The sequence below is a fragment of the Brakhagea slesvicensis genome (assembly GCF_052161625.1).
Lineage (GTDB): Bacteria > Planctomycetota > Planctomycetia > Pirellulales > Pirellulaceae > JBKCUI01.
The window spans coordinates 1,692,430-1,713,257 of record NZ_CP197412.1 but is presented as its reverse complement, the minus strand read 5'-3'; the positions used below and the strand labels follow the sequence as shown (position 1 = coordinate 1,713,257).

13 protein-coding genes are annotated in these 20,828 nt (G+C 55.6%); 10 read left to right on the top strand and 3 right to left on the bottom strand.

What is annotated here, in order from left to right:
* The first annotated feature begins 12 nt into the window (after positions 1–12).
* A complete protein-coding gene (locus tag SH467x_RS06665) occupies positions 13–1,692 on the top strand; it encodes an amidase (RefSeq protein WP_482370497.1) in 1,680 nt (559 codons plus the stop codon).
* Positions 1,693–1,948: 256 nt separating this feature from the next.
* Here the strand turns inward: SH467x_RS06665 and fliD are convergent, their stop codons facing one another.
* Both fliD and SH467x_RS06655 read right to left on the bottom strand, forming a co-directional pair.
* Entirely contained in the window at positions 1,949–4,657 is a 2,709-nt protein-coding gene (gene fliD, locus SH467x_RS06660; RefSeq protein WP_482370496.1) for a flagellar filament capping protein FliD, read from the bottom strand.
* Positions 4,658–4,834: 177 nt separating this feature from the next.
* A complete protein-coding gene (locus SH467x_RS06655) occupies positions 4,835–8,071 on the bottom strand; it encodes a flagellin N-terminal helical domain-containing protein (RefSeq protein WP_482370495.1) in 3,237 nt (1,078 codons plus the stop codon).
* 899 nt (positions 8,072–8,970) lie between these two features.
* On the opposite strand from SH467x_RS06655, the gene SH467x_RS06650 reads away from it, so the two are divergent.
* The 5 genes from SH467x_RS06650 to SH467x_RS06630 all read left to right on the top strand — a co-directional run bounded on the left by SH467x_RS06650 (position 8,971) and on the right by SH467x_RS06630 (position 14,970).
* Positions 8,971–10,167, top strand: coding sequence for an LptF/LptG family permease (locus SH467x_RS06650; protein ID WP_482370494.1), 1,197 nt, complete (start codon positions 8,971–8,973; stop codon positions 10,165–10,167).
* A 2-nt stretch (positions 10,168–10,169) separates the two neighbouring features.
* Positions 10,170–10,592, top strand: a complete 423-nt coding sequence (locus tag SH467x_RS06645) for an ExbD/TolR family protein (RefSeq protein WP_482370493.1) — start codon at positions 10,170–10,172, stop codon at positions 10,590–10,592.
* Positions 10,589–11,041 carry an ExbD/TolR family protein gene (locus SH467x_RS06640; RefSeq protein WP_482370492.1) on the top strand — a complete coding sequence of 151 codons (453 nt, stop codon included), beginning with the start codon at positions 10,589–10,591 and terminating at the stop codon, positions 11,039–11,041. The genes SH467x_RS06645 and SH467x_RS06640 overlap by 4 nt, the downstream gene beginning before the upstream one ends.
* Positions 11,042–11,106: 65 nt before the next feature.
* Positions 11,107–11,799, top strand: coding sequence for an AIM24 family protein (locus tag SH467x_RS06635; protein ID WP_482370491.1), 693 nt, complete (start codon positions 11,107–11,109; stop codon positions 11,797–11,799).
* Positions 11,800–12,006: 207 nt separating this feature from the next.
* The gene (locus tag SH467x_RS06630) at positions 12,007–14,970 is read left to right on the top strand and encodes an autotransporter outer membrane beta-barrel domain-containing protein (RefSeq protein WP_482370490.1); all 2,964 of its coding nucleotides are present in this window, start codon (positions 12,007–12,009) and stop codon (positions 14,968–14,970) included.
* A 29-nt stretch (positions 14,971–14,999) separates the two neighbouring features.
* Here the strand turns inward: SH467x_RS06630 and SH467x_RS06625 are convergent, their stop codons facing one another.
* Positions 15,000–15,284, bottom strand: coding sequence for a hypothetical protein (locus SH467x_RS06625; protein ID WP_482370489.1), 285 nt, complete (start codon positions 15,282–15,284; stop codon positions 15,000–15,002).
* 398 nt (positions 15,285–15,682) lie between these two features.
* On the opposite strand from SH467x_RS06625, the gene SH467x_RS06620 reads away from it, so the two are divergent.
* The 4 genes from SH467x_RS06620 (at position 15,683) to SH467x_RS06605 (ending at position 20,727) form a co-directional block, all read left to right on the top strand.
* Positions 15,683–17,161 (top strand): Gfo/Idh/MocA family protein, encoded by a 1,479-nt coding sequence (locus tag SH467x_RS06620; protein ID WP_482370488.1) that lies wholly within the window; start codon positions 15,683–15,685, stop codon positions 17,159–17,161.
* 155 nt (positions 17,162–17,316) lie between these two features.
* The gene (locus SH467x_RS06615; RefSeq protein WP_482370487.1) at positions 17,317–18,576 is read left to right on the top strand and encodes a leucine-rich repeat domain-containing protein; all 1,260 of its coding nucleotides are present in this window, start codon (positions 17,317–17,319) and stop codon (positions 18,574–18,576) included.
* A 106-nt stretch (positions 18,577–18,682) separates the two neighbouring features.
* A complete protein-coding gene (surE, locus tag SH467x_RS06610) occupies positions 18,683–19,456 on the top strand; it encodes a 5'/3'-nucleotidase SurE (RefSeq protein WP_482370486.1) in 774 nt (257 codons plus the stop codon).
* Positions 19,457–19,518: 62 nt separating this feature from the next.
* Complete coding sequence (locus SH467x_RS06605; protein ID WP_482370485.1) at positions 19,519–20,727, top strand: tetratricopeptide repeat protein; 1,209 nt, start codon at positions 19,519–19,521, stop codon at positions 20,725–20,727.
* Positions 20,728–20,828: the final 101 nt, after the last annotated feature.

Sequence of the window (20,828 nt, the reverse complement as noted above, 5' to 3'; positions counted from 1 at the left end):
GGGGAGAGGGTCATGGGATTGGTGACGAGACGGCAAGCCGTATTGGCCGCCTTGGGGAGTGGGATTTGTGGCAGCATATCCATTCAACCTGTGCTTGGGCGGGCGATCGCGGCGCAGGCAGCAGACGAGACCGAGATCACCGGTAAGCAGATCGCCGATGCGTGTTGGATCGCTGATGTTCGTTGGACCGACGAACAGTGCGAAGAGGTGGCCAAGAGTTTGAATCGCAAGCTGGCTGGCTGGAAGGCTTATCGTCAGAAATTGCCAAGCGAGAATGTACCGATGCCACTTGCGTATCGGCCCTCTTTCTTTTTGCCTGCCGACGAGAATGGTAATTTGTTTCCATTTCAGCAGGATCGTGGACTGGATGCGTCTGTGCTACCAGTTGTTCCGAAATCTACGGGGCTGGTATGGAACAAACGCATGGAGGATGTGCTGGAGTGGCCGATCAAGCATCTAGCGTTTGGCCTGCGGCAGAAATGGTTCACGAGTGAGGATCTTACGGATTTCTATTTTCAGAGATTGAAACGAGCGAATGAGGAGTTGTTGTGCGTTGTACGCATGAATGAGGCAGCGATCCAAACGGCGAAGGAGCGAGACGTCGAGTTGGCCAATGGAAAGGATCGAGGGTTGCTTCATGGGATTCCGTGGGGTGCGAAGGATATTATTGCGGTGCGAGGACTACCCTGCACTTGGGGGGTGGGGCGTTACCAAGATCGCGAGTGGGAGGAGACCGCGACCGTTGCAAAGAGGCTTCATGAGGCAGGCGCGGTCTTGTTGGCCAAACTCTCGGTAGGGACTCTAGCTTGGGGAGATGTTTGGCATGGTGGCCAAACGAAGAATCCGTGGAAACCAGAGCAAGGAAGTTCGGGGTCCTCAGCCGGAAGCGCCTCGGCGGTAGCGGCGCGACTTTGTCCGTTTGCGATCGGGACTGAAACGTTGGGAAGTATTGTTTCGCCGACTCGAGTCTGCGGAACATCGGGGTTGCGTCCCACCTTTGGGAGAGTGAGTCGTGCAGGGTGCATGACTTTGTCATGGACGATGGACAAGATTGGTCCGATCGCCAATCGAGTCGAAGATTGCGAAGCGGTTTTTTCTGCCATTTTGGGACCGGATGGGTTGGACCCGACGGTGGTCGAGCTTCCTTGGGCGGGCCGGTCCGAGCTCTCGCTCCAGGGGCTTCGTGTAGGAGTCACCAGCAGAATGAATGCTTCGGAACGCAGGATTCGAAGCTGGTTTGAGGGGCAGGGGGCCGAGGTGGTGGAGATCCAGTTCCCAGAGGCGCCGATACGCATCATGTCCGATGCGCTGGGTACCGAGGCAGCTTCGGTACATGAGATGCTTTTTCGCGACGCCGAAGAGGACAGCGAGTTAGGAAAGTGGGGGCCCTCGTTTCGCGAGGCGCAGTGGGTGCGGGCGGTCGATTATCTGCACGGAATGCGATCGCGAGTAGCGATGATCCGCGAGACGGAGACCGAGTTGCGCAAGGTCGCTTTGTTGATCGGCGATGGGGATCTTTCCAGAATGAATCTGACGGGGCATCCCACGGTAGTAGTTAGTTTTGGTGAAGAGGAGGGGGAGCGAAAGCCTCGCACCGTCGCGCTCACAGGGCGGATGTTCTCCGAAGGAGTCTTGTTAGCTGCGGGGGCTGCTATTCAAGAGGCAGATCCGTTTGTTGTTTTCGGAAAATAAATTTGCAGAGATTTGCCTTGGATCCGATCGTGACCTAGGTTTGTAATTGTCCGCTCAGCATGAGCACGACAAACCTTTGAGTGGGATTCGGCTGCGTGTGTACCGACCAGCGCGTTGTTCTTTGGGGCTTTGAGCAACGCCGCTGTGGTATCTGCGGTTTGGTAAGCATCTTGCAACCATGCTTACCACCTACTCCTAGATTGCAGAGGCCGCTCGTTTCGATGAGCGGCCTCTGCTGTTTTCTGATGAAGGGGAGTTACAAGTCTTGGAATCGAGCAAGCACCGAATTGATATCCGTCATGGCATTGCTGTTGTTACGAATCTTGCTTAGGGTTTCCTCCAGTTTGTAGAACTGGTTGAGAAGCCTTTCACGTTCGCGACCAAGTCTTGCATTCTGCGTTTCGATCCGTTTGTTGGTCGATTCTATTTGCCGTTGGAGGGATTGGTTGCGAAGGACCAATGTACTGTTGTTAACGCCCACGATTGCATCGAGAGCCTTTTTGGCTCGAGCTCCGAAGCCGGTTGTTTCTTTGGTGAGAAAGCTGGTGACATCTTCCGGGTTCGCGGCGATCGCTTTGGTGAGCTTCTCCTTATCGAATTCGAGTTTACCTTGATCGTTCAAGCTGAGGCCGAGTTGCTCGAGCGATTGAACTCGACCTGAGCCAAACGTGCGCTGGGTAATAAGTCGGGTGAGGGTTTGTTCAGCGCGAAGGACTTCCGAGCTACCGATCAGCATCCCGGTGGTTCCGGTGTCGGTGTTGAACTCTGTTTCCTTGTCGATTTTGTCTCGTACTTTGTTGAACTGATCGACGAACAGCTGCAAATTGCGTTCGAGGGTGGAGTTGTTTTGAGTCACTGAAATGTCGACGGGGCTCGTGGAGACTCCTTTGAGTGATAGCGAGACGCCTTCCACGGCATTGTTGATGGTATTGGTGGACGAGCGAATCAGCGTACCCCCTGTGTCCGAGGCTCCACCGACGGAGATCAAGGCGTCGCGGGCGGCACCGGACGCGTTGATATTCAGTCCGATTGCATCGCCATCGGCAACCATGCGGCCTGCCTCTCCTGTGGCACGGGATGTCAGGAGCACCCGAACGGTGGAGGGTCCCGATGTGAGCAGGGAGGCGGTGATGGGTCCACCTGCATCGTTGATCTTTTTCACAACATCGGAGACGGTATCGGATGCGCCCACCTGCAACCGAAACGTTTGGCTGCCGTTGATTTCGCGACGATTTGGTTCGGTCTTTGAAACACCCGTGCCGAGGATTCCCAGATCTTTCGCTGCGTTGCCCGATTGATTTTCGGTGATGGTGAGGCTGCCGGATCCATTCGACGTATCGACGATGACAATGCCATCCCCTTCGTCATTGAGGCGAGCTTGGACGCCGATCGTATTGGCGTTGACCAATTCCAGCAGGTCCCCGACAGTCTTTGTGTTGGGAGTGACGGTGACCGATTTCTGTCCTCCCGAGGCATTGGTGATGGTAAAGCTGCCGAGCCTCACACCTCTTCCTTGGTTCAGTCGAGACAGCTCGGTTGCTTCACCGACATATTGCATCTTGAGCGATTGACCATCGACGCTGCTCTTCGCCACGTTGACCGCTAGGCCTAGTTTTGTCGCCGTTTCATTCGCATCTCCATCTGCGACGATGAGGTTGCTGGCTGCGCCGCCGGTGACGTCTTGCAAAACGATTCCTGTTCGGGAACGATTTAGCGAAGCGGTAACACCTGAGTTGCTTTGGTTGATTTTGTCCATCACGTCTCGCAACCCTTCGCTCCCCGACAAATCGACTTGGGTTGTCACGCCGAGACGATTGGTGATCGCAACGGTTCCGGGAGTTCCGATTCCTTTTCCTCCGTTCAACGTGCCCAGTAAGGGACCCGCGAGGGTGTTCTGAACGCGAGATCCCGATAGGGCGCCGTTGGTCTCCGTCTTGTCCGTAAGCCCCAATTCATCTGCCAGTCGGCCGGATGCCGCAAAGGTGTTTGAGCCACTCGTCTTGTCGATCAAATCGAATCCGTCCCCGTCCTCACGAATCCGCATTTCCAGTTTGTCAGGGTTCGCCGCATTGACTTTTGCCAGTAGTTGTCCGACGGTTCGAGGCGGATTGGAGCTATCGAGATCAACGGCGATGGTTGTTCCATCCTTCAAGTTCACCGTCAACTCGTTGCCGAACCGCATCGAGAGGCCCCGTTGGTCGCGAAGCGTGCTTAAACGAGTGGATGCACCGAGGAAAGCAAGATCGTCCCCGGTTGCGCTGTTCGCGCTAACATTGACTCCACCTAGACCAAGATCTGCGGCTGTACGTCCTCCTCCGACCTCTTCCACGATCAAGTTGGAGGTAGTTTGTCCGCTCAAGTCATTGAGAGAGAGCCGGTCCCCAACGGTTTTCGCGCTGACTTTGAGACCCGAGTTGTTGATGGCTTTGACGACATCCTCCATGGTTGCCGCGAATCGGAGATCGACCTCCTTCGAAGCGCCACTGCGATCCGTGACCCGGATCAATCCACGGGTAACGCCTGATCCTCCTCGCACATCATCCAGATCCATACTTCCATCGACGAAGCCGCCCGTTCGTACGACGAACTCACCAGCTTGAAGAAGTTCCGAAGTGCTGGAAATCGGAGCGCTCGAAGCCGTTGCGGTTTGAGCCGTCTGAAGAACTTGGACGGAGTAGTTGCCCGGTACCGCTTTGCCCGAGATGGCCGCCGTGACGACATCGGGTTTGGCTGAATTCGCTGTCGTTGTCGCGATGCTAGACGGGACACCGATGCGGTCGGATTGGAGTTGGATGCCGACGACCAGGGCTGTCAGCTCAGTAATGGCAATTTGCTGAGCTTGAAGCCCCTTCACTCGGGTATTGAGCAGGTCAACGGGCCTGGACGCAACGGTCATCAACTGGTCGACCGTCTTGGCGATATCGATTCCAGATGTTAAGCCGATGTTAGATTGGATACGTCCCATGATTCTCTACTATGCCACGGAAAGCCGCGCTCGGTGGTCTTCGATTGGTAAGAAACTATTCCTTTTAGGAGTTAGATATCGACAGATCGGGGGCAAAGATCCCGTGAGATCTTCGCTAGCAATAAAAAAAGGCGTGCTTGTGGCACGCCTTTTGGTTTTGTCGCTAGGAAGTCGGGCTTATCGCAGGAGCGAGAGAACCGACTGCGAGCTTTGGTTCGCAATTCCGAGAACGCTTGTTCCCGACTGGACCAAGATCTGTGCACGGGTCAAGTTCGCGGATTCCTTCGCAAAGTCTGCGTCGCGAATGGTGCTTTGAGCTTCGTTCAAGTTCGAGAGGGTGTCGTTGAGCGAAACCGTATTGCTTTCCAAGGCAGTACGTTGGAACGCACCGAGTCGTCCGCGAAGGGTGGTCACCTTGTTGATGACTTGATCGACGATCGCCGAAGCGCGGCTTACATCCTTGGTGAGCGAGCTGTTACCGCTGCTAGCCAATTCGAACAGTTTGCCCGAGACTCCGCCTAGTTTGGCAGTGTTCAAGCTCGAGATCCCGAGTCGCGCTTGTTGGTTGCTAACGACATCGGGGCCGAGTTGGAACATCGCGCCACCACCGGTGATGTTGAAATTCACCGAGGTGTCCGAGCCTGCTTCGACGGTCATGCTGAAGCTCAGCGTGGAGGTGCTCAGCGAAATTTGGTTTCCTTTACCCGATGCGACGGTACCGTTGACCGTAGCTTGGATATCGGTTCCGACAGCGCGAGGTCCACCTTGCAGACCGTCCTTAAATGTACCGCCGACACCTTCGCTGAGAACTTCGACAGCGACGATTCCGGCCGAGCCGAATTCGGTGCTGCGGAATTCGATGTCTTGATCATCGTTCAGGACGGCTTCGACGCCGGTCGAGTCCTTGAGCAAGTTGATTGATTGGATGATGTTGTCAACAGAAACACCCTTTTGGAACTTGAAGACTTCAGCACCGTTGCCACCCGTCAATTGGAAGACGAGGTCGGCTTGGAGTCCACCTCCGAGAGCGCCGCCGGTCATCGTCCCAGCGGATGGAACCGACTCGACAGCCCCCTTGTAGACACCATCACCGTTGCTGGTTGGGCTAAGGGAAGCTGCGAAGAGCGGCTGGTTGTTCGAATCTTGGATGTTGTTGATCGCGGAAGCGACGGCCGACAACTGGGTGCTGCCCGAGTTGCTGACGCGGATCAAGATCGAGCCTGGGTTTCCACCCGTTCCGGCAGTATAGGTTGCTGTGGGAGCGTTGGCCGCGACCGAAGCGTCTTCTTGGAACGTGATCGACAAGCCGTTGAAGTCGACACCAGGGTTGGCGGATTCGATGATCAATTCATCGCTGAGACCGGAGGAACTGGTCGATCCGCCAGTCAGGACACCCGTCTTGGTTCCCAAGTCCGCGTTGGCAGGAGTGCGATTGAAGTTGGCACTACCGTTCGCTACGTCGGAGACCGTGAAGACGCTTCCCACGTTGGCGGTGATTGCGTCGGCGATGTTTTGGATCGTTGCCCCTTCCCCGACAGTGATGCGGAGTTCGTTGGAGGCTTCGTCGTAGATAACGTCTGTGGTCGTGCCAGTGCTGAAGATGAGGCTGGTGTTGTTACCTACGTCACCATCCGCCAATCCTCCATCGACAGCTGTCAATTTGAAGGACGAGGCTGCAACGGTATCGGTGCCCAACCCCATTGGGTCGGTGAGGGTACCGATGTCATTGGAATTGAACCGTGCTTCGGCAAAGCGAACGTTGGCGGCTTCAAAGGTGCCTTCGTCGTTGATGGCGGACGCCACATCAGCAACCGTTGCGCCTCGGCCGACAGTGATATTCAGTCGGTTCGCCGTTGCATCGTAGACAGCGGTGGTTTCGGTTCCGGAAGCTGCTTCGATAAATCGAACGTCCGTGCTATTCCCGATTGCGCCGTCGGCTGCTCCACCATCCACAGCCGTCAATTGGAAGCCAGCTCGGCTGCCGAGAGCGAGCGGGGTATCGGTACCACCCGACAGGGGGTTGGCGACTGCGGTGGGGGTGGTTACGTCGGCGAGCGTTCCCGTGATCGCCCCGCCGGAGAAAGTGAATTGTCCGCTCAGTCCCGTGTTGATAGCCGTAGTGATGTCGCCCACGGTCTGGGTTCGGTCGATGACCAATCGAACGGAGTTCGCAGCCGCATCGAACGTCGCCGACGAGCCGCCACCGTTGGCGATGGTGAAAGTGAAGTCTGTCGCGTCACCTCGAAGTCCGTCAAAAGATCCGCCGGCAACGGCATCGATATCGAAAGCGATGTTGTTACCTACCGATGATTGGAAAACAACGCCATTAGCGCTCGATTGGGTAAAGTCCGTTGGAACAATCGAGGTACCGCCGGAAAGAACCCCTGTTCGGATACCGGCATCGGTTGCCTCGACGTTGGTTGCATTGCCGCCGGAGAAACTAAACAGGCTATTGATGCCCGAAACGCTGTTGAGGGCGGTGACTGCCGTTGCTGCTGTTGCGCCGGCGGCCAATTGCAGGTTGAGGGTGTTGGTATCCGCATCGTAAGAGCCGGTCGTCGAAGCGCCGGTGGTGATGTTGATACGAACATCGTTGCCGACAGCACCGTCGACAACTGAACCGTCGCGAGCTGTGATACTGAGGGCCGCTCCGCTTCCGAGCGTCAAGGTTCCATTGGCTTCGACATAGGCAACGGTGGCCGCATCCAAACCGATGTTTCCGGTTGCCTCATCGCCACCGAAGAAGGAAGTGGCCATGTTGACCGTACCGGAGGCTTCGGCTCCGACGGTTGAATCGGCGAAGGTGAAGGCGCTGCGAGCCTTCTCCGATGCGTTGGCTGCTGGAACGTCCGCAGTGATTGTGGCACGGGTCGCTGCAGTGCTGATCTCGACGTTGACTCCAATGCTGCCCGATGCACCCAGGTTGGCCGAGTCGATCTGAAGGTCTTTGACCGAGTTGAAGCCGGTCCCTTGGGAGACTTGGAAATCGAGCGAACCGTCGAGCAATCGACGGCCTTGGAAGGTCGTCGTTTGTGCAATCCGGTTGATCGCTTCGAGCGACGAGTCGATTTGGAGCTGGTTTGCAGCGATTTCATCGTCGCTGAGCGCCCCCTTGTTGGCAGCTTCGGTGACCAAGCCACGGACATCGTTCAGCAAGGAGCTAACCTGGCCGAGGGCCGAGTCGGCCGTTCCGATGATTTGGTTAGCGCGTTGGGTATTCGAGAGCGCTTTGTTGATGCTGGTAATGTCGCTTCGCAACGCTTCGCTGGCAATCAAACCTGCTGGATCGTCTTTCCCGGTGTTGATACGGAGACCGGTGCTTAAGCGGGTCAAGGCGGTTTGCAAATCCCCGTTGGTTCGGTTCAGGCGGTTTTGAGCGTTTAACGAACTAACATTCGTATTAATACGTGACATCTATATCTATCTCCCGATTGGATTGGTAATGGCACCCACGATCACTCGTTGGGTTTGAAAAGTTGGAGTCGCCTTGGCAGGCATTGAAACGAAACGATGGAAATCCTTTCCTTCCGGTTGCCTACTTTCTCTCCCTGAACCATCGCGAGGGATCACCAGCGGCAGCGAAGTGGGCAGACGTGGAGCACCTGCACTTCTCACGGACTCGCAAAACTAGCATCGGAACCCGTGCGCTGTAGATTAAGAAGCTCTCGAAAAAGCTAGATTTATTAACCACCAACCCCCCTCATGGTGGGCCTGATTGTTGCAATCGCTACAGGCCGAAGGGTTTTTCTAGGCATCGCAGCTTTCCAAGTTGAAATCCTGAATTTCATCATGTTTGGATTCCGTCGGCGAAAACCGAAGCGGCACACCCGACTGGAGTTCCTCCATCTCGGTGCCCAAAAAACAGGCAGTCCGACATGTTTTGTGCAAGTTCTCTGCCCGTGGAATTCGCATCTCGCCTGGATCGGGACCTCGGAACGAATCGGTAGCAACATTAGAAAGATTTTTTATGAGGTCGCTGCATCCCCTGGATTAGCCATTAATGTGAAATCAAGTGCCTTTGTGCGGGAGTTAACTGATTGCTATCTGGCGAGATGGAAAGCAAGATGTTCCTGCTGGCACGGGGAATGCAACCTGGAGGAGTCATGAAGGGTCGAAGTCAAACGTGTGTGTGCGAGACAGCGTCCCCTAGATGAAAAAATAACACCGCATGAGATTCGGAGTTTGCTGGAGGAGGGAGAGGACCTTCGGCTGGTTCTGGGTTGAGTGCGGTGTTTTTTTTTCGTACTTCATGCAGTGGCGAGGGGCTAGAAACTGGGGTCACTTTCGAGCGAGCCTTTCGCTAGACTTGCTTCATGATCCCCGGCAAGTTCACGCGGTACGTCCTTGGTGACGTGCTCAAGATGTTTCTCCTGATGCTGATCTCCATGACCCTGGTGATCTCGTTGATCTTTGTGGGGCAGCAACTGGTTGCCGAAGGGGTCAACACGCTCACGATCCTGAAGCTTTTTCCGTACATTTCTCTGATTGCGTTGCAGTACTCGGTTCCGGCGACCCTTCTTTTTGCGGTTTGCTGTGTTTATGGTCGCATCTCTGCCGACAACGAGATCATCGCACTCAAGAGCGCGGGAATATCCCCGATGCGGGTATTTCGGCCGGCTTGGTTTTTGGGTTTGCTGCTGAGCCTTCCTTCCGTCTGGCTCAATGATCAGGCCGTGTCGTGGGCGAGGCCAGGGATGCAGCAAGTCGTGCTCCGAAGCATTGAGGAGATTCTGTATCCCGCTCTGCGTTCTCAGCGCTCGTATACCTCCGAGAAGGGGTTTTCCATTCACGTCGAGGATGTGCAGGACAAGTGGCTGATCAAGCCTACGATTTGGATGTTTTCCGGAAGCAACTCGCAACTCATCACCATCCATTCGGAGAAGGCGCGTATCTCCGTCAATCTAGATAAAGATCTGCTGACCATTGAACTGATCGATTCGTTTGTGGATATCGATCGGGACAAACAGATGAAGTGGAATGGTTCGCAGACCATCGAGTTGCCGCTCAACAAAGCCTCCAAAGCGAGCGCGACGTCTTCCAGTCCGACCAGTTTCTCCATGACGGAGATTCCCGATCAGATCCGAACGCACAGCGAGATCAACGAGCGGCGGCGCGAGCAGCTGGCTGCGAACTTTTCGTTCGCGCTCGGCACGGGGAGATACATCGCATTCAACGACCCTATGGCGGCGCAGATCCAGTATATGGTCCAAGAAACCGAGACGCGGATGGCAAGATTCCGGACCGAACCGATGCGGCGTTGGGCGTTGGGATTCAGTTGTCTCGCTTTTGTTTGGATGGGAGTGCCCATGGCCATTCTCATCAAGAGCGCGGACTATTGGTGGAGTTTCGGCCTCTGTTTTATTCCGGTCCTATTGGTGTACTATCCTGTTTTTGGATTGGCGCTCGAGATGTCCAAAAAGGGGACTTGGCCCGCAGTTGCCTTGTGGTTGGGTAATATAGTGCTGGCAGCCATCGGTACGTGGCTGATGCGCAAAGTAATCCGAGCCTAGCCATGCGAATACCCAATTACCGGGGGACGAGTCGAGTTGCCATCAACATGACTCCCATGATCGATGTCACCTTTCTGCTCATCATCTTTTTCTTGGTGAGCAGTCATTTGGCCAAGCAAGAGAATTTTCTCAAGCTATCGCTTCCCCTTGCCCTATCCGGTCAGTCCGATGATCTGGCCAAGCCGACTTTGACCGTGCAGGTGTTGGCCGATGGCTCTTATCAAGTAGGGAACCAGTCGATGGCCCTCGATCCCATCCGTCGACTCATTGCGCAGCGAAACCAGTCGGAGAACGTGTCAGTCCGCGTTCGAATTCGTACCGACCGGTCGGCGCGGTACGACGCGATCGCTGGCTTGCTGCGCATGTGCGCACTGAATGGGAACAGCGACATTGTCTTCGCCGTGTACGAAGAGGAATCGAAATGAAGAGCGTGTACAGCTCCGGTTCTCGGTCCGCTTCCGTCGATAGCGTCATGACACCCATGATCGACGTCGTTTTTCTATTGCTCATTTTTTTCTTGACCACGGCATCCTTTCAAAAGCTAGAGAAGCAGCTTCCGGCAGCATCCGCGAGCCAACCCGAACCCGCACCCAAGGGGACTGCTCCACAGCCGACGGAATCCGAAGTCGCCGATTTCAATGACATCGTGATCAAGCTTTCTATGGCAAACAACGGTGTTCGGTACACGTTGCAATCCAATGCGATTGCGGGGATCGAGGAGCTCACGGAGCGTCTGCAAGCGATCTTGCGGATTCGAAACGATGTGCCGGTGATCATCGATCCCGAAAATTCCGTTCCCGCAGGCGAAGCGATACGCGTGTATGATATGGTTCGCCAAAACGGCTCGGTATCGGTATTTCTCGTCGCGCGATAGTGCGGGCTTGCTGAGCGACCCGCGCGACTGCATCGCGCTTCTACCACTTGAGGAGTGAATGGGTTATGGCTCGATTCGGACTGCGTGAGTTTCTCGAAACCTCCACTCAAAAAGATCGTGGGCAAGGGTTATTCGAGCTGGAGCGGGATCGCGTTTTAGAAGTCAATCTCAACGGCGATATTTGGACCAAAACGGGATCGATGATCGCGTACGTTGGAAACGTCAAATTTGAGCGTGAAGGGATCCTCCAGCAGGGGATGGGGAACTTGCTCAAGAAGATGGTTAGCGGTGAAGGGACCCGATTGACGAAGGCTTCGGGGCGCGGAGTTGTTTATTTGGCTGACACGGGAAAGAAGATCACGATTCTCAACTTGGAGGGGGAATCGATTTTCGTGAATGCCAACGACGTGCTTGCCTTTGAAACCTCTCTTCAGTTCGACATCAAGATGCTTCGCAAAGTGGCAGCCATGCTCAGCGGAGGGTTGTTCAACGCCCGCTTTAGTGGTACCGGCATGCTCGCGATTACGTCCCATTACGATCCTCTCACGCTGCGTGTGACCCCCGATCTGCCTGTCTTTACCGATCCCAACGCGACGATCGCTTGGAGCGGCAACCTGACCCCCGAGTTCAAAACCGACATTACATTCAAAACGTTTCTCGGTCGCGGGAGCGGCGAGAGTTTGCAGATGAAGTTCCAGGGAGATGGCTTCGTCGTGGTGCAACCTTACGAAGAAATCTACATGCAGCACGGTGGTTGAAGCGTTACAGCTTAACATCGCGAGTTAAGTTATTCCGGTCGATCCGATCGGCCGGAATACAAGGCTGTAACGATCTGCAAAATCCGTCTAGGTAGTAACGAGGGACTTTCCGTTCCACCCGATAGAGACGACGCAGGAGAAAGGATTCTCCGCTGCGGGTACGCAATCGCAAATTCGTCTAGTGCGGTCGATGGAAAGGATTCACTCATGTCGTTCGGCTTGATTTCATGTCGGTCATGTCGCCCCCGAGCCAACTCGATTTCAGAGAGGGGGACGATCGCCCGTCGACTTTGGCGTCGATCGCTCTATGCCGCGTTGCTGACGACGGGGACTTGGGTGGCCCCCAGCGTGCACGGGGCCGACATCTGGGTTTCGAGCATGGCAGATGCGGGTGCAGGGTCGTTGCGCGACGCGATTGAACAGGCGAATCTGAATCCGACCGGGACCGATACGATTCGTTTCGATAGCTCCCTTATGGGGCAGACTATTACGGTTCAATCGATGCTTCCGATGATCTCCAAGGGAACCGGCGGCAGTTTGAACATTGTCGGTTTGGGGAGCGATCAGTTGGTCATTAGCGGGCACAATCAGACCCGCGTCTTTTGGGTCGAGTCGGGCAACGTGACGTTCGAGGATGTGAAAATCGCTGACGGTCTGGCTAAGGGCGGCAATGGTGCGACGACTGGCCGGGGAGGTGGCGGTGGTGGCGGTCTGGGTGCGGGTGGCGCAGTTTTCGTCAACTCGACCGGCAGTGTCACCATGCGAAATGTTCGTCTAGCCAACAATTCAGCCCAAGGTGGTCACGGTGGCGAATACAGCAACTCGATACTTCGAGGTGGGGGAGGTGGTGGCGGATTAGGAGGCGACGGCGGTGCCGCGGGCAATGGCGGTGGTGGGGGAGGAGGGGGACTTCTCGGTACGGGGGGATCGGGTAATTATGGGGGTGGTGGAGGTGGAGGTGCCTCCCAGGCAGGAGGAAATTCCAGTGGTTTTGGCGGCGGAACCGGCGGGGGTTCGGAAGGAGGAGATGGCGGCAACGATTCTTCCGTTGGAAGTTCTGGTCAAACGTTTGGAGGAGGTGGTGGAGGTGGAGACTACGAGGAAGGGGGAGACGGCGGCGATTTTGGCGGTGGCGGTGGGGGAGGGAGATTTGAAAAGGGTGGGAATGGCGGATTCGGTGGTGGTGGTGGTGGCGCTGGGCACTACTCTCAAATTACGGGGCAGGGAGGCTTTGGCGGCGGAGATGGTGGCGACGAACAGGAGGGTGGCGATGGAGGGGACGGATTAGGGGGCGCGGTGTTTGTTCGCCAAGGGGGGACCATCACCTTTGAGAATGTTCTTTTCACCGACGGATCGGTCGAAGCTGGCTCTGGAGGCATGGGGTACAACACCATTGGCAGTGACGGAACGGCTGCTTCGTCGAGTGTCTATGCCATGGAAGGCGCATCGGTGAACTTCGCCATGTCTGGCAACACCAACCTGCAACTCGACGGACAAGACTTCACGTTCGATCAATTGAGTCTCGACGGAGACGGAACCGTCGAGACGACGGGAGATATCACCGTCCAGCATGGAGTCACCGTCAACTCGGGTACTTTCCGAGTCAACTCGAACACCACCACCAATGTAACCGTGAACTCCAATGGAACGTTGGGGGGAAGTGGAACGATCATCGGCGAGTTGCTCCTCAATGGGACCCTCGCACCAGGCAACTCCATCGGAACCTTGAACGTGAACGGCAATGCAACGTTCAGTGCTGGCAGCACCACCACGATCGAGATCAACGACGCGGGGACCGTTTCCGGCGTGAACAATGACTCGATCGTCGTCAACGGTAACGTCAATATTCAAGGTGGAACGGTTAACGTTGTCAGCGCTCCAGGCAACTATACCAACGGCAGTGTTTACACGTTTCTCACCGGGAACAGCGTCACCGGAAGCTTTGACTCGATCGTCGATGATTTGGCATTCTTTGATGCATCGTTGATCTACGGATTGAACTCAGTTTCCTTTGAGCTCATCGCGAACATGAGTGATTTTTCGACGGTTGCTGCGACGGAAAACCAACTTTCCGTTGCGCAGTTTATCGATGCGAACAGTTCATCCCCTCCATCCGACCTGCAGTCGATCATCGATGCCATGACGCCGATGACGAATCAGCAAGTCCAACAGAGCTTGGACCAGATGGGTGGTTCGATCTATGCTACGTTGCCTACAGCAAATCTCCAGCATACGACTTACTACATCTCGCAGTTGTCCTCTCATATCAAGAACTTGATGGCACCCTCGGGCTCCTCAGATGGTTCGTATTCGATGCGAGGTCCCGTCGATGAGCTTCGAACGGACGGATGGATCAGCGGATATGGTTTGGGAGGTCAAGCCGATAGCGATGGCAACGCCGATGGATTCCGCTATGGAATTGGAGGAACTCAGATTGGGGTGCAACGCATGTGGCAGCCCGGGCATGCTTGGGGGCTATGGAGCAACATGGCATGGAGCAATTTGCGAGGTCGTCAGCTCAACGAATCCGCGAACGTCGAGAACTACCACTTTGGCACCTACCTCAGCGGACGAGATGATGCACACTACTATCTTGTTCTGGGAGGTATCGGGTATGACCATGCGGAGGTGCAACGACATGTTCAGATCGGGAATGTCAGCGGCTCACCCCGCAGCACACTGGATGGATGGCAAGCGAACTCGTACTTCGAACGGGGGTTATCGCTGGATGTAGGAGGTTGGGTCTTTCAGCCTTACACCGGATTGCAGTATGCGTATCTCCGGCAAGCTGGCGCGAAAGAGAGCGGCGGAGGAGTCTTCAACCTAGCGACGACCGGGATTGATGCCCATTCCCTACGCAGTTCACTAGGTGGCCGTTTCTCCAAGAGTGTGATCACGGGCCGAGGCCTTTTCCTGACCCCCGAGTTCCGGACTGCCTGGTTTCACGAGTTCCTCGATACAAACTATCTCATCGGGGCTCAGTGGAGCGGATTGCCAGGGTCTGGTTTTGCCGTGCGAGGGGTCGACCTGGGAAGAGATTGGGCATCCACCGGCGCTGGGTTCAGCCTTGGCGCAGGGCGTGGTGCCAGGCTCTTCGCAGGTTACGATGCCCAGTACAACAGCCAGCAGGTATTGCACGTCGGCTCGGGGGGATTGGAGCTTCTTTACTAGCGCTGCTCCTTGTTCCCTCGCGGTCCAGGCTAGGCTGGACCGCCGTCGCGGCGAAGCGACAGGGAGTAGAGCATGACGATCGTGCCGAAGGCGAGGAGCGACCAAGGAAACCATTCCGAGGGCTTGAACACTCGGTTGGTAGGGGGCGGCGGGGCTGAAAAGAGCCCCCCGCTGGCCTGTTGACGCACGGGGTCGTCCAAGACTCCCGCGACGAGCACCGCGCTGTCGATCAGCAAACACTCGATTCCACCGATGATCAACACGATACCAACTGCGCAGAAAAAAGCTCGCCAGAGGGTAGCTGGACGAATCATCGAATACCTCGCTCGATCCAGAGAGTAGGAAAAGGGGGGTCCAAACGCTATCAAAAGGGTCCATCGGACATTTGGCAGCGGATCGCATCATGTTTTTGAAGGGATTCCGGATGCCCCGATCATGCCCGGCGTAGGGTTTCCACCGCAAACGCCGACTGTGCAGCCTCGCAACCCGCGGAGGGGTTGATTCTTTACCTCGGTTAGACTCCGCCAAACTGTTGCGACTGCCAATCCTCCTCGTTAAGATAGGCGGCAGATTAAGGGCGAAGAAAATCGCTCCATTTCGCGGCTGCGCGAATCATGTTTCCCAAGTGACCGAGCGAACGAACTCGCTGGATTCGGAGGGGCATGGTGCGGGTAGCTGATTGAATCACTCCAAGACTTACGGGAAGCACTCCATGTCGAAAACATCTCGCCGCGGGTTTATGAAGACGACGTCAGCCGTCGGCGCTGGCTACTTCGTCGCTGCTGGAACGCAGCAAGCGTTCAGCAATTCTGCTATCGAAAAGCTCAATGTCGCTTGTATCGGCGTCGGTGGCAAAGGGGGCAGTGACTCCAGCAACGCGGCTCAGTTCGGCAATGTCGTTGCCATTTGCGATGTCGACCGAGGAACGTTGGACGGGAAGGCCAAATCGGAAGGCTTCCAATCCGCAGAAAAGTTCACCGATTACCGCGAGCTTTTCGCAAAGCACGGCAAGAATATCGACATCGTAACGGTCAGTACTCCCGACCACATGCACGCTGCGATCACCCTCGAGGCAATGCGTCTTGGGATCAGCTGCTACACCCAAAAGCCTTTGACTCGAACGATCTACGAAGCTCGTCTGCTCGCTCAAGTCGCTAAGGACACCGGCGTTTGCACCCAGATGGGGAATCAAGGGACGGCTCTCGATTCGTCTCGCGAGGCCATTGCTCAATTGAAGTCGGGTGTCTTGGGCACTCTCAAAGAAGTCTACGCTTGGTCGAACCGCCCTGTTTGGGCACAAGGTCCTGGCCGCCGCAACAACATGGAAAAGTTCACCGCACAAGCGATGAAGGAAGATCCAGAATCGGCACCCAAGCTGATCGAGGCCAAGAAGAAGGAAATCGCGCGAGCGATGGAAAAGCTCGACTGGAAGGCTTGGATCGGCGTGGCTCCAGACCGAGAATTCTGGCCCGGTCTCTACCACAGCTTCCAGCACCGCGGTTGGTGGGATTTCGGCACCGGCGCTCTTGGCGATATGGCTTGCCACCAGCTCACCGTTCCATTCGCTGCTTGCGGTCTTCGGGATCCGATCTCGGTTCAAGCCAAGACGACAGGACACGACTTCGATAGCTTCCCCGCCAGCTCGATCATCAAGTTCGAGTTTCCTGAAACAGCAGAGCGACCTGCGATTCCATTCTGGTGGTACGACCGCAAGGGGAACAAGCCCCCGATGGAAGTCTTCACCAAGTGGGGCATCAACAATGTTTCCGATAGCGGTGTTCTCATCGTTGGCGAAAAGGGTGCCTTCTACAGCTCCGATGACTACTGCGGCAAGTACGAGCTCAAGGGAGTCTCGAAGGCCTCCATCGACTACGAGAAAGCCGAAGACAAAGGGGGCTTCGACGTGAACAACATGTACGAGCTCTTCCGAGCGAAGATGGCCGGCAATCCGATGATTTGCAAGTCGAACTTCATCGAGCGAGCTGGTCCTCTCACCGAAACCATCCTCCTCGGAAACTTGGCCGTTTGGGCCGCTGCGAACGGTGGAAAGGACGGCGAGATGGGCGAGTGGGGCGAGAAGGTGGAATGGGATGCGAAGAATCTCAAGGTCACCAACTTGGCATCGCTCAAGACTCCGCGCGTCGCGGACTTGATCAAGCCGACCTACCGAGACGGCTATCGACTGGATTAATCCGGTCCTTTAGGTACTCTGGTATGAACTCATGCCAGATAAAACGGTTATCGACGGGAGTCAGTTGGCTCCCGTCGTTGTTTTGGTAAGTCCTGCTTCTCAAAACGACCCGCATTCCCTTCCTCCGTGAACTCGACGCCCATTTTGAGGTATCCGTGAACAAGTTCTTCCAAGTGGCCTGCCTCTCCGGCATCGTCTCCTCCTCGGTTCTTCCGTTTTCGACGGTCACGACTGTTTGTGCGGCCACGGTCGCCGCGCATCCCGCCGACGCAAAGGATGTCGCTGCGGCCAAAAAGAGGCTGTCAGAGCTCGGGTCGGTTGCCAAGATGACGATGGACGGTGACAAACTCGCCGAGATCGTCATCACCGACGGATCGAAGATCACCGACGACGACTTGACGCTGTTCAACAAACTCAGCGATCTTCGCAAGCTTCAGATCCTCAATTGCCGAGTTCTTAACAACGAATCCGTCTCCAAGATTCTCGGACTGAAGAATCTCAAGTCCCTGTCGTTGACCAATACGGTACTCGATGACACGGGGGTCGAAGCGATCGTGAAGGCGTATCCAGATTTGGTCGAGCTCGATCTCTCCTCCAACTCGAATATGTCCAGCGGAGTGCTCAAATCGATCTCGGAGTTAACGAAGCTGCAGCAGTTGTCGCTCTTGCAAAATCGTCTCAATGACATCAGCACCCTTCGATTGAACAAACTGCAAGATCTGAAGGTTCTCGATTTGCGTGGCAACATGGAAGCGGGGGACATGACCATGGATGTCCTCGGCGACTTGCCCAAACTCAAAGCGCTCAAGCACCGCAGCACGGCGGTCACCGACTACGGCATGGAGCTTCTTTCGAGAAACCAAACGCTTGAGAATATGCTCATTCAAGACTTTGGCATTACCGATCAATCCGGACAGCACTTGGCAAAGCTCGGCAAGCTTTCCCAGTTGGAGATCTTCCGTTGCCAAGGGTTTGCGGATGACGGCGTGCTCGCCCTCAAGGGAATGGGGCTGCAACGCTTGACCCTTCGCGATTTGCCAGTTGTCGGCGATCGAGCCCTCGAGGTCTTTACAGATCTTCCGAAGCTGAAGCGCCTTTATCTGCACGAATTGAGCAGCATCTCCGATAGTGGACTCATAAATTTAGAGGGATTGAAGGCCCTGGAGCTTCTCGATATTTGGAGTGTTCCGCAGATGTCGGACGCAACGCTTGACGTCATCGCGAAGCTCCCCAATTTGAAAGAACTCTCCATCCGTTCGACCGGAGTGACCGACGCAGCCATTGAGAAAATTTTGGCGATGCCCAAGCTCCAATCGTTGGTATTCAAGGAAAATGGTTCTGTTTCCGCCGAAGCATTGAAGAAGCTCAGCGCGAAGAAGTGGACCAAGCTGGATGTTGGCGCCGCGACGAAGTAGAGGCGAGCAGCCATTGCCCTAGAAACCGATTTGGTTCAAACTCATCGAAGCAGTTGGTAGGTGCCAGCTGCTTTTTGTTTTTTCCTTGCGTCGGGGATTTGAGTGCGTGAACATTCTTCTGGCAAACGATGATGGTATCTATGCGCCTGGTCTACATGCTTTGCGGCATGCGCTCGAGCGACTGGGGGATGTGTTGGTCGTTGCTCCGGCTACCGAGCAAAGCGGTGTCGGTCACTCGATCACTTATCTCACCCCACTTACTTGCAAAGAGATTTTTGAAGGAGATTTTTTTCGCGGATGGGCTGTCGAAGGCTCGCCAGCGGATTGCGTCAAATTGGGAATCGCGGAACTGGCTAGCAAGCCCATCGATTTGATCGTGAGCGGGATCAATGGCGGGCTGAATGCAGGAATCAATGTCCTTTACTCTGGGACGGTGGCTGCTGCGATCGAGGGTGCGTTTTTCCGGCTCCCCAGCATTGCCGTGTCGTTGGAGCATGATCCGCATGCCGATTTTGAAGCGGCCGCAGAGATCGCCGTCGCACTAATTCGTCAGGTCCTGGAATCCCAGGGAGACCGCAAAGATCTTTACAACATCAATATCCCAACCGCTGCGGCGCAGCTCTATCGACGAGGGGGTGTACCCGATGTCCGGTGCGTTCCGATGGGAGTCGAACGTTACGGCGAGCATTACATCAAGAGGCAGGATCCCAAAGGGCGAAATTACTATTGGTCCACCAATGATCCGCCTCCACGACCTACGGATCACGAAACCGATCTCACCGCGTTGGCCAACGGGCATGTGACGATCACCCCGCTCCAATTCGACATGACGAAGCAGGAATTGTTAGGTGAGATGCAGAGTTGGAAAATCCGGCTCTAGTCCGTCTTGTCGCGAGTTCCGATCCAATCAGGACATTTTTCAATCAGCAAGGAATATCGAACGTGGTCGCGGAAAGCCAGGCGTGGATCGAGGGTCAGCGGATCGCTTTCTTCGGCAAGCTAGGGGCATTCTCGAAAAAGGAAGCCCTGCAGATCCTTCGGGAGATGGGCGTCGATGTGCTGGAGCGGATCGGTGCTGACGTGGATTGGATCGTCATCGGAGCGGATGAACTCCCCGGCGAAGACATCTCGGAGTGTTTGACCGATGCGGTGCGCAGGCGATTGCGCGATGGGAGTGCGCATCTCATTCACGAACACGAGCTCTGGCAGCGGCTTGGGCTGGTCGAGCAGAGTCCGAAGCAGCTCTACACACCTGCAATGATGGCAGGGCTCCTCAAAACACCTGTCCGCAACATACGTCGCTGGCACCGAATGGGATTGCTCACGTCGTTCAAGGTCGCGCATCGCCTTCCCTATTTCGATTTCGAGCAAGTGCAAAATGCGAGGCAGCTATCCAACTGGATCGCCAAGGGAGCGCGCCCGGTCGACATCGCGAAACAACTTGCCAATTTTAAGCCATGGGTGGAAAAGAAATCGCTCCTCGATCTCGATTTGGTCGTCGATGGTCGGCGCTTGTTGTTGCGGCAGGGAGGGAAATTGCTTGGGGCCAATGGGCAGCTCCATCTCGACTTTGACCAAGAGGAAACGGTGGCAGCGAGCGATGATTCGTTGCCGATTGTGTTTGCTGCCCAGCCTGCTTATGGTCGCGACGAGGAAGAGCAAGGTGGTCGTCGGGACGTGCCTGGCGACCTCGAGAATTGGAAGCGGGATGATCTTCTCAGAATTGCGGAAGAGCTCGAAGACGCGGGCCAGTTTGAGGACGCGATCGAGTGGTACCGGGTCATTCTCGGACGATATGGGTTGAATGCCGAAGTTTGTTTTCAGTTGGCCGAGTTGTTGTACCGGCTGGGAGACGTCACGGCTGCGAGAGAGCGGTACTACAACGCCATCGAACTGGATGAAGATTTCTTGGAGGCGAGAGTGAATTTGGGCTGCGTCCTTGCAGAGACGGGGGCGATTACGCTGGCCATCGCGGCCTTTCAAGGGGCCTTGGTCAAGGACGATGGCTACCCCGACGTCCACTATCATTTGGCTCGGTGTTTGGATGAGGAAGAGCAAACCGAACTAGCAGCTCGACATTGGCTCCGTTTTCTGCAGCTTGCTCCCCAAAGTCCTTGGGCGGAAGAAGCCATCGAGCGATTGGGACGATAGCAAAACGTCGGACTGGCACGGTGGATTCCCATTGCGGATTCCCAGTGCGGTTTGCCGTTCTGATTTGCCGGCGGCGCCAGGGGGGCGTCGCATCTTTGCCA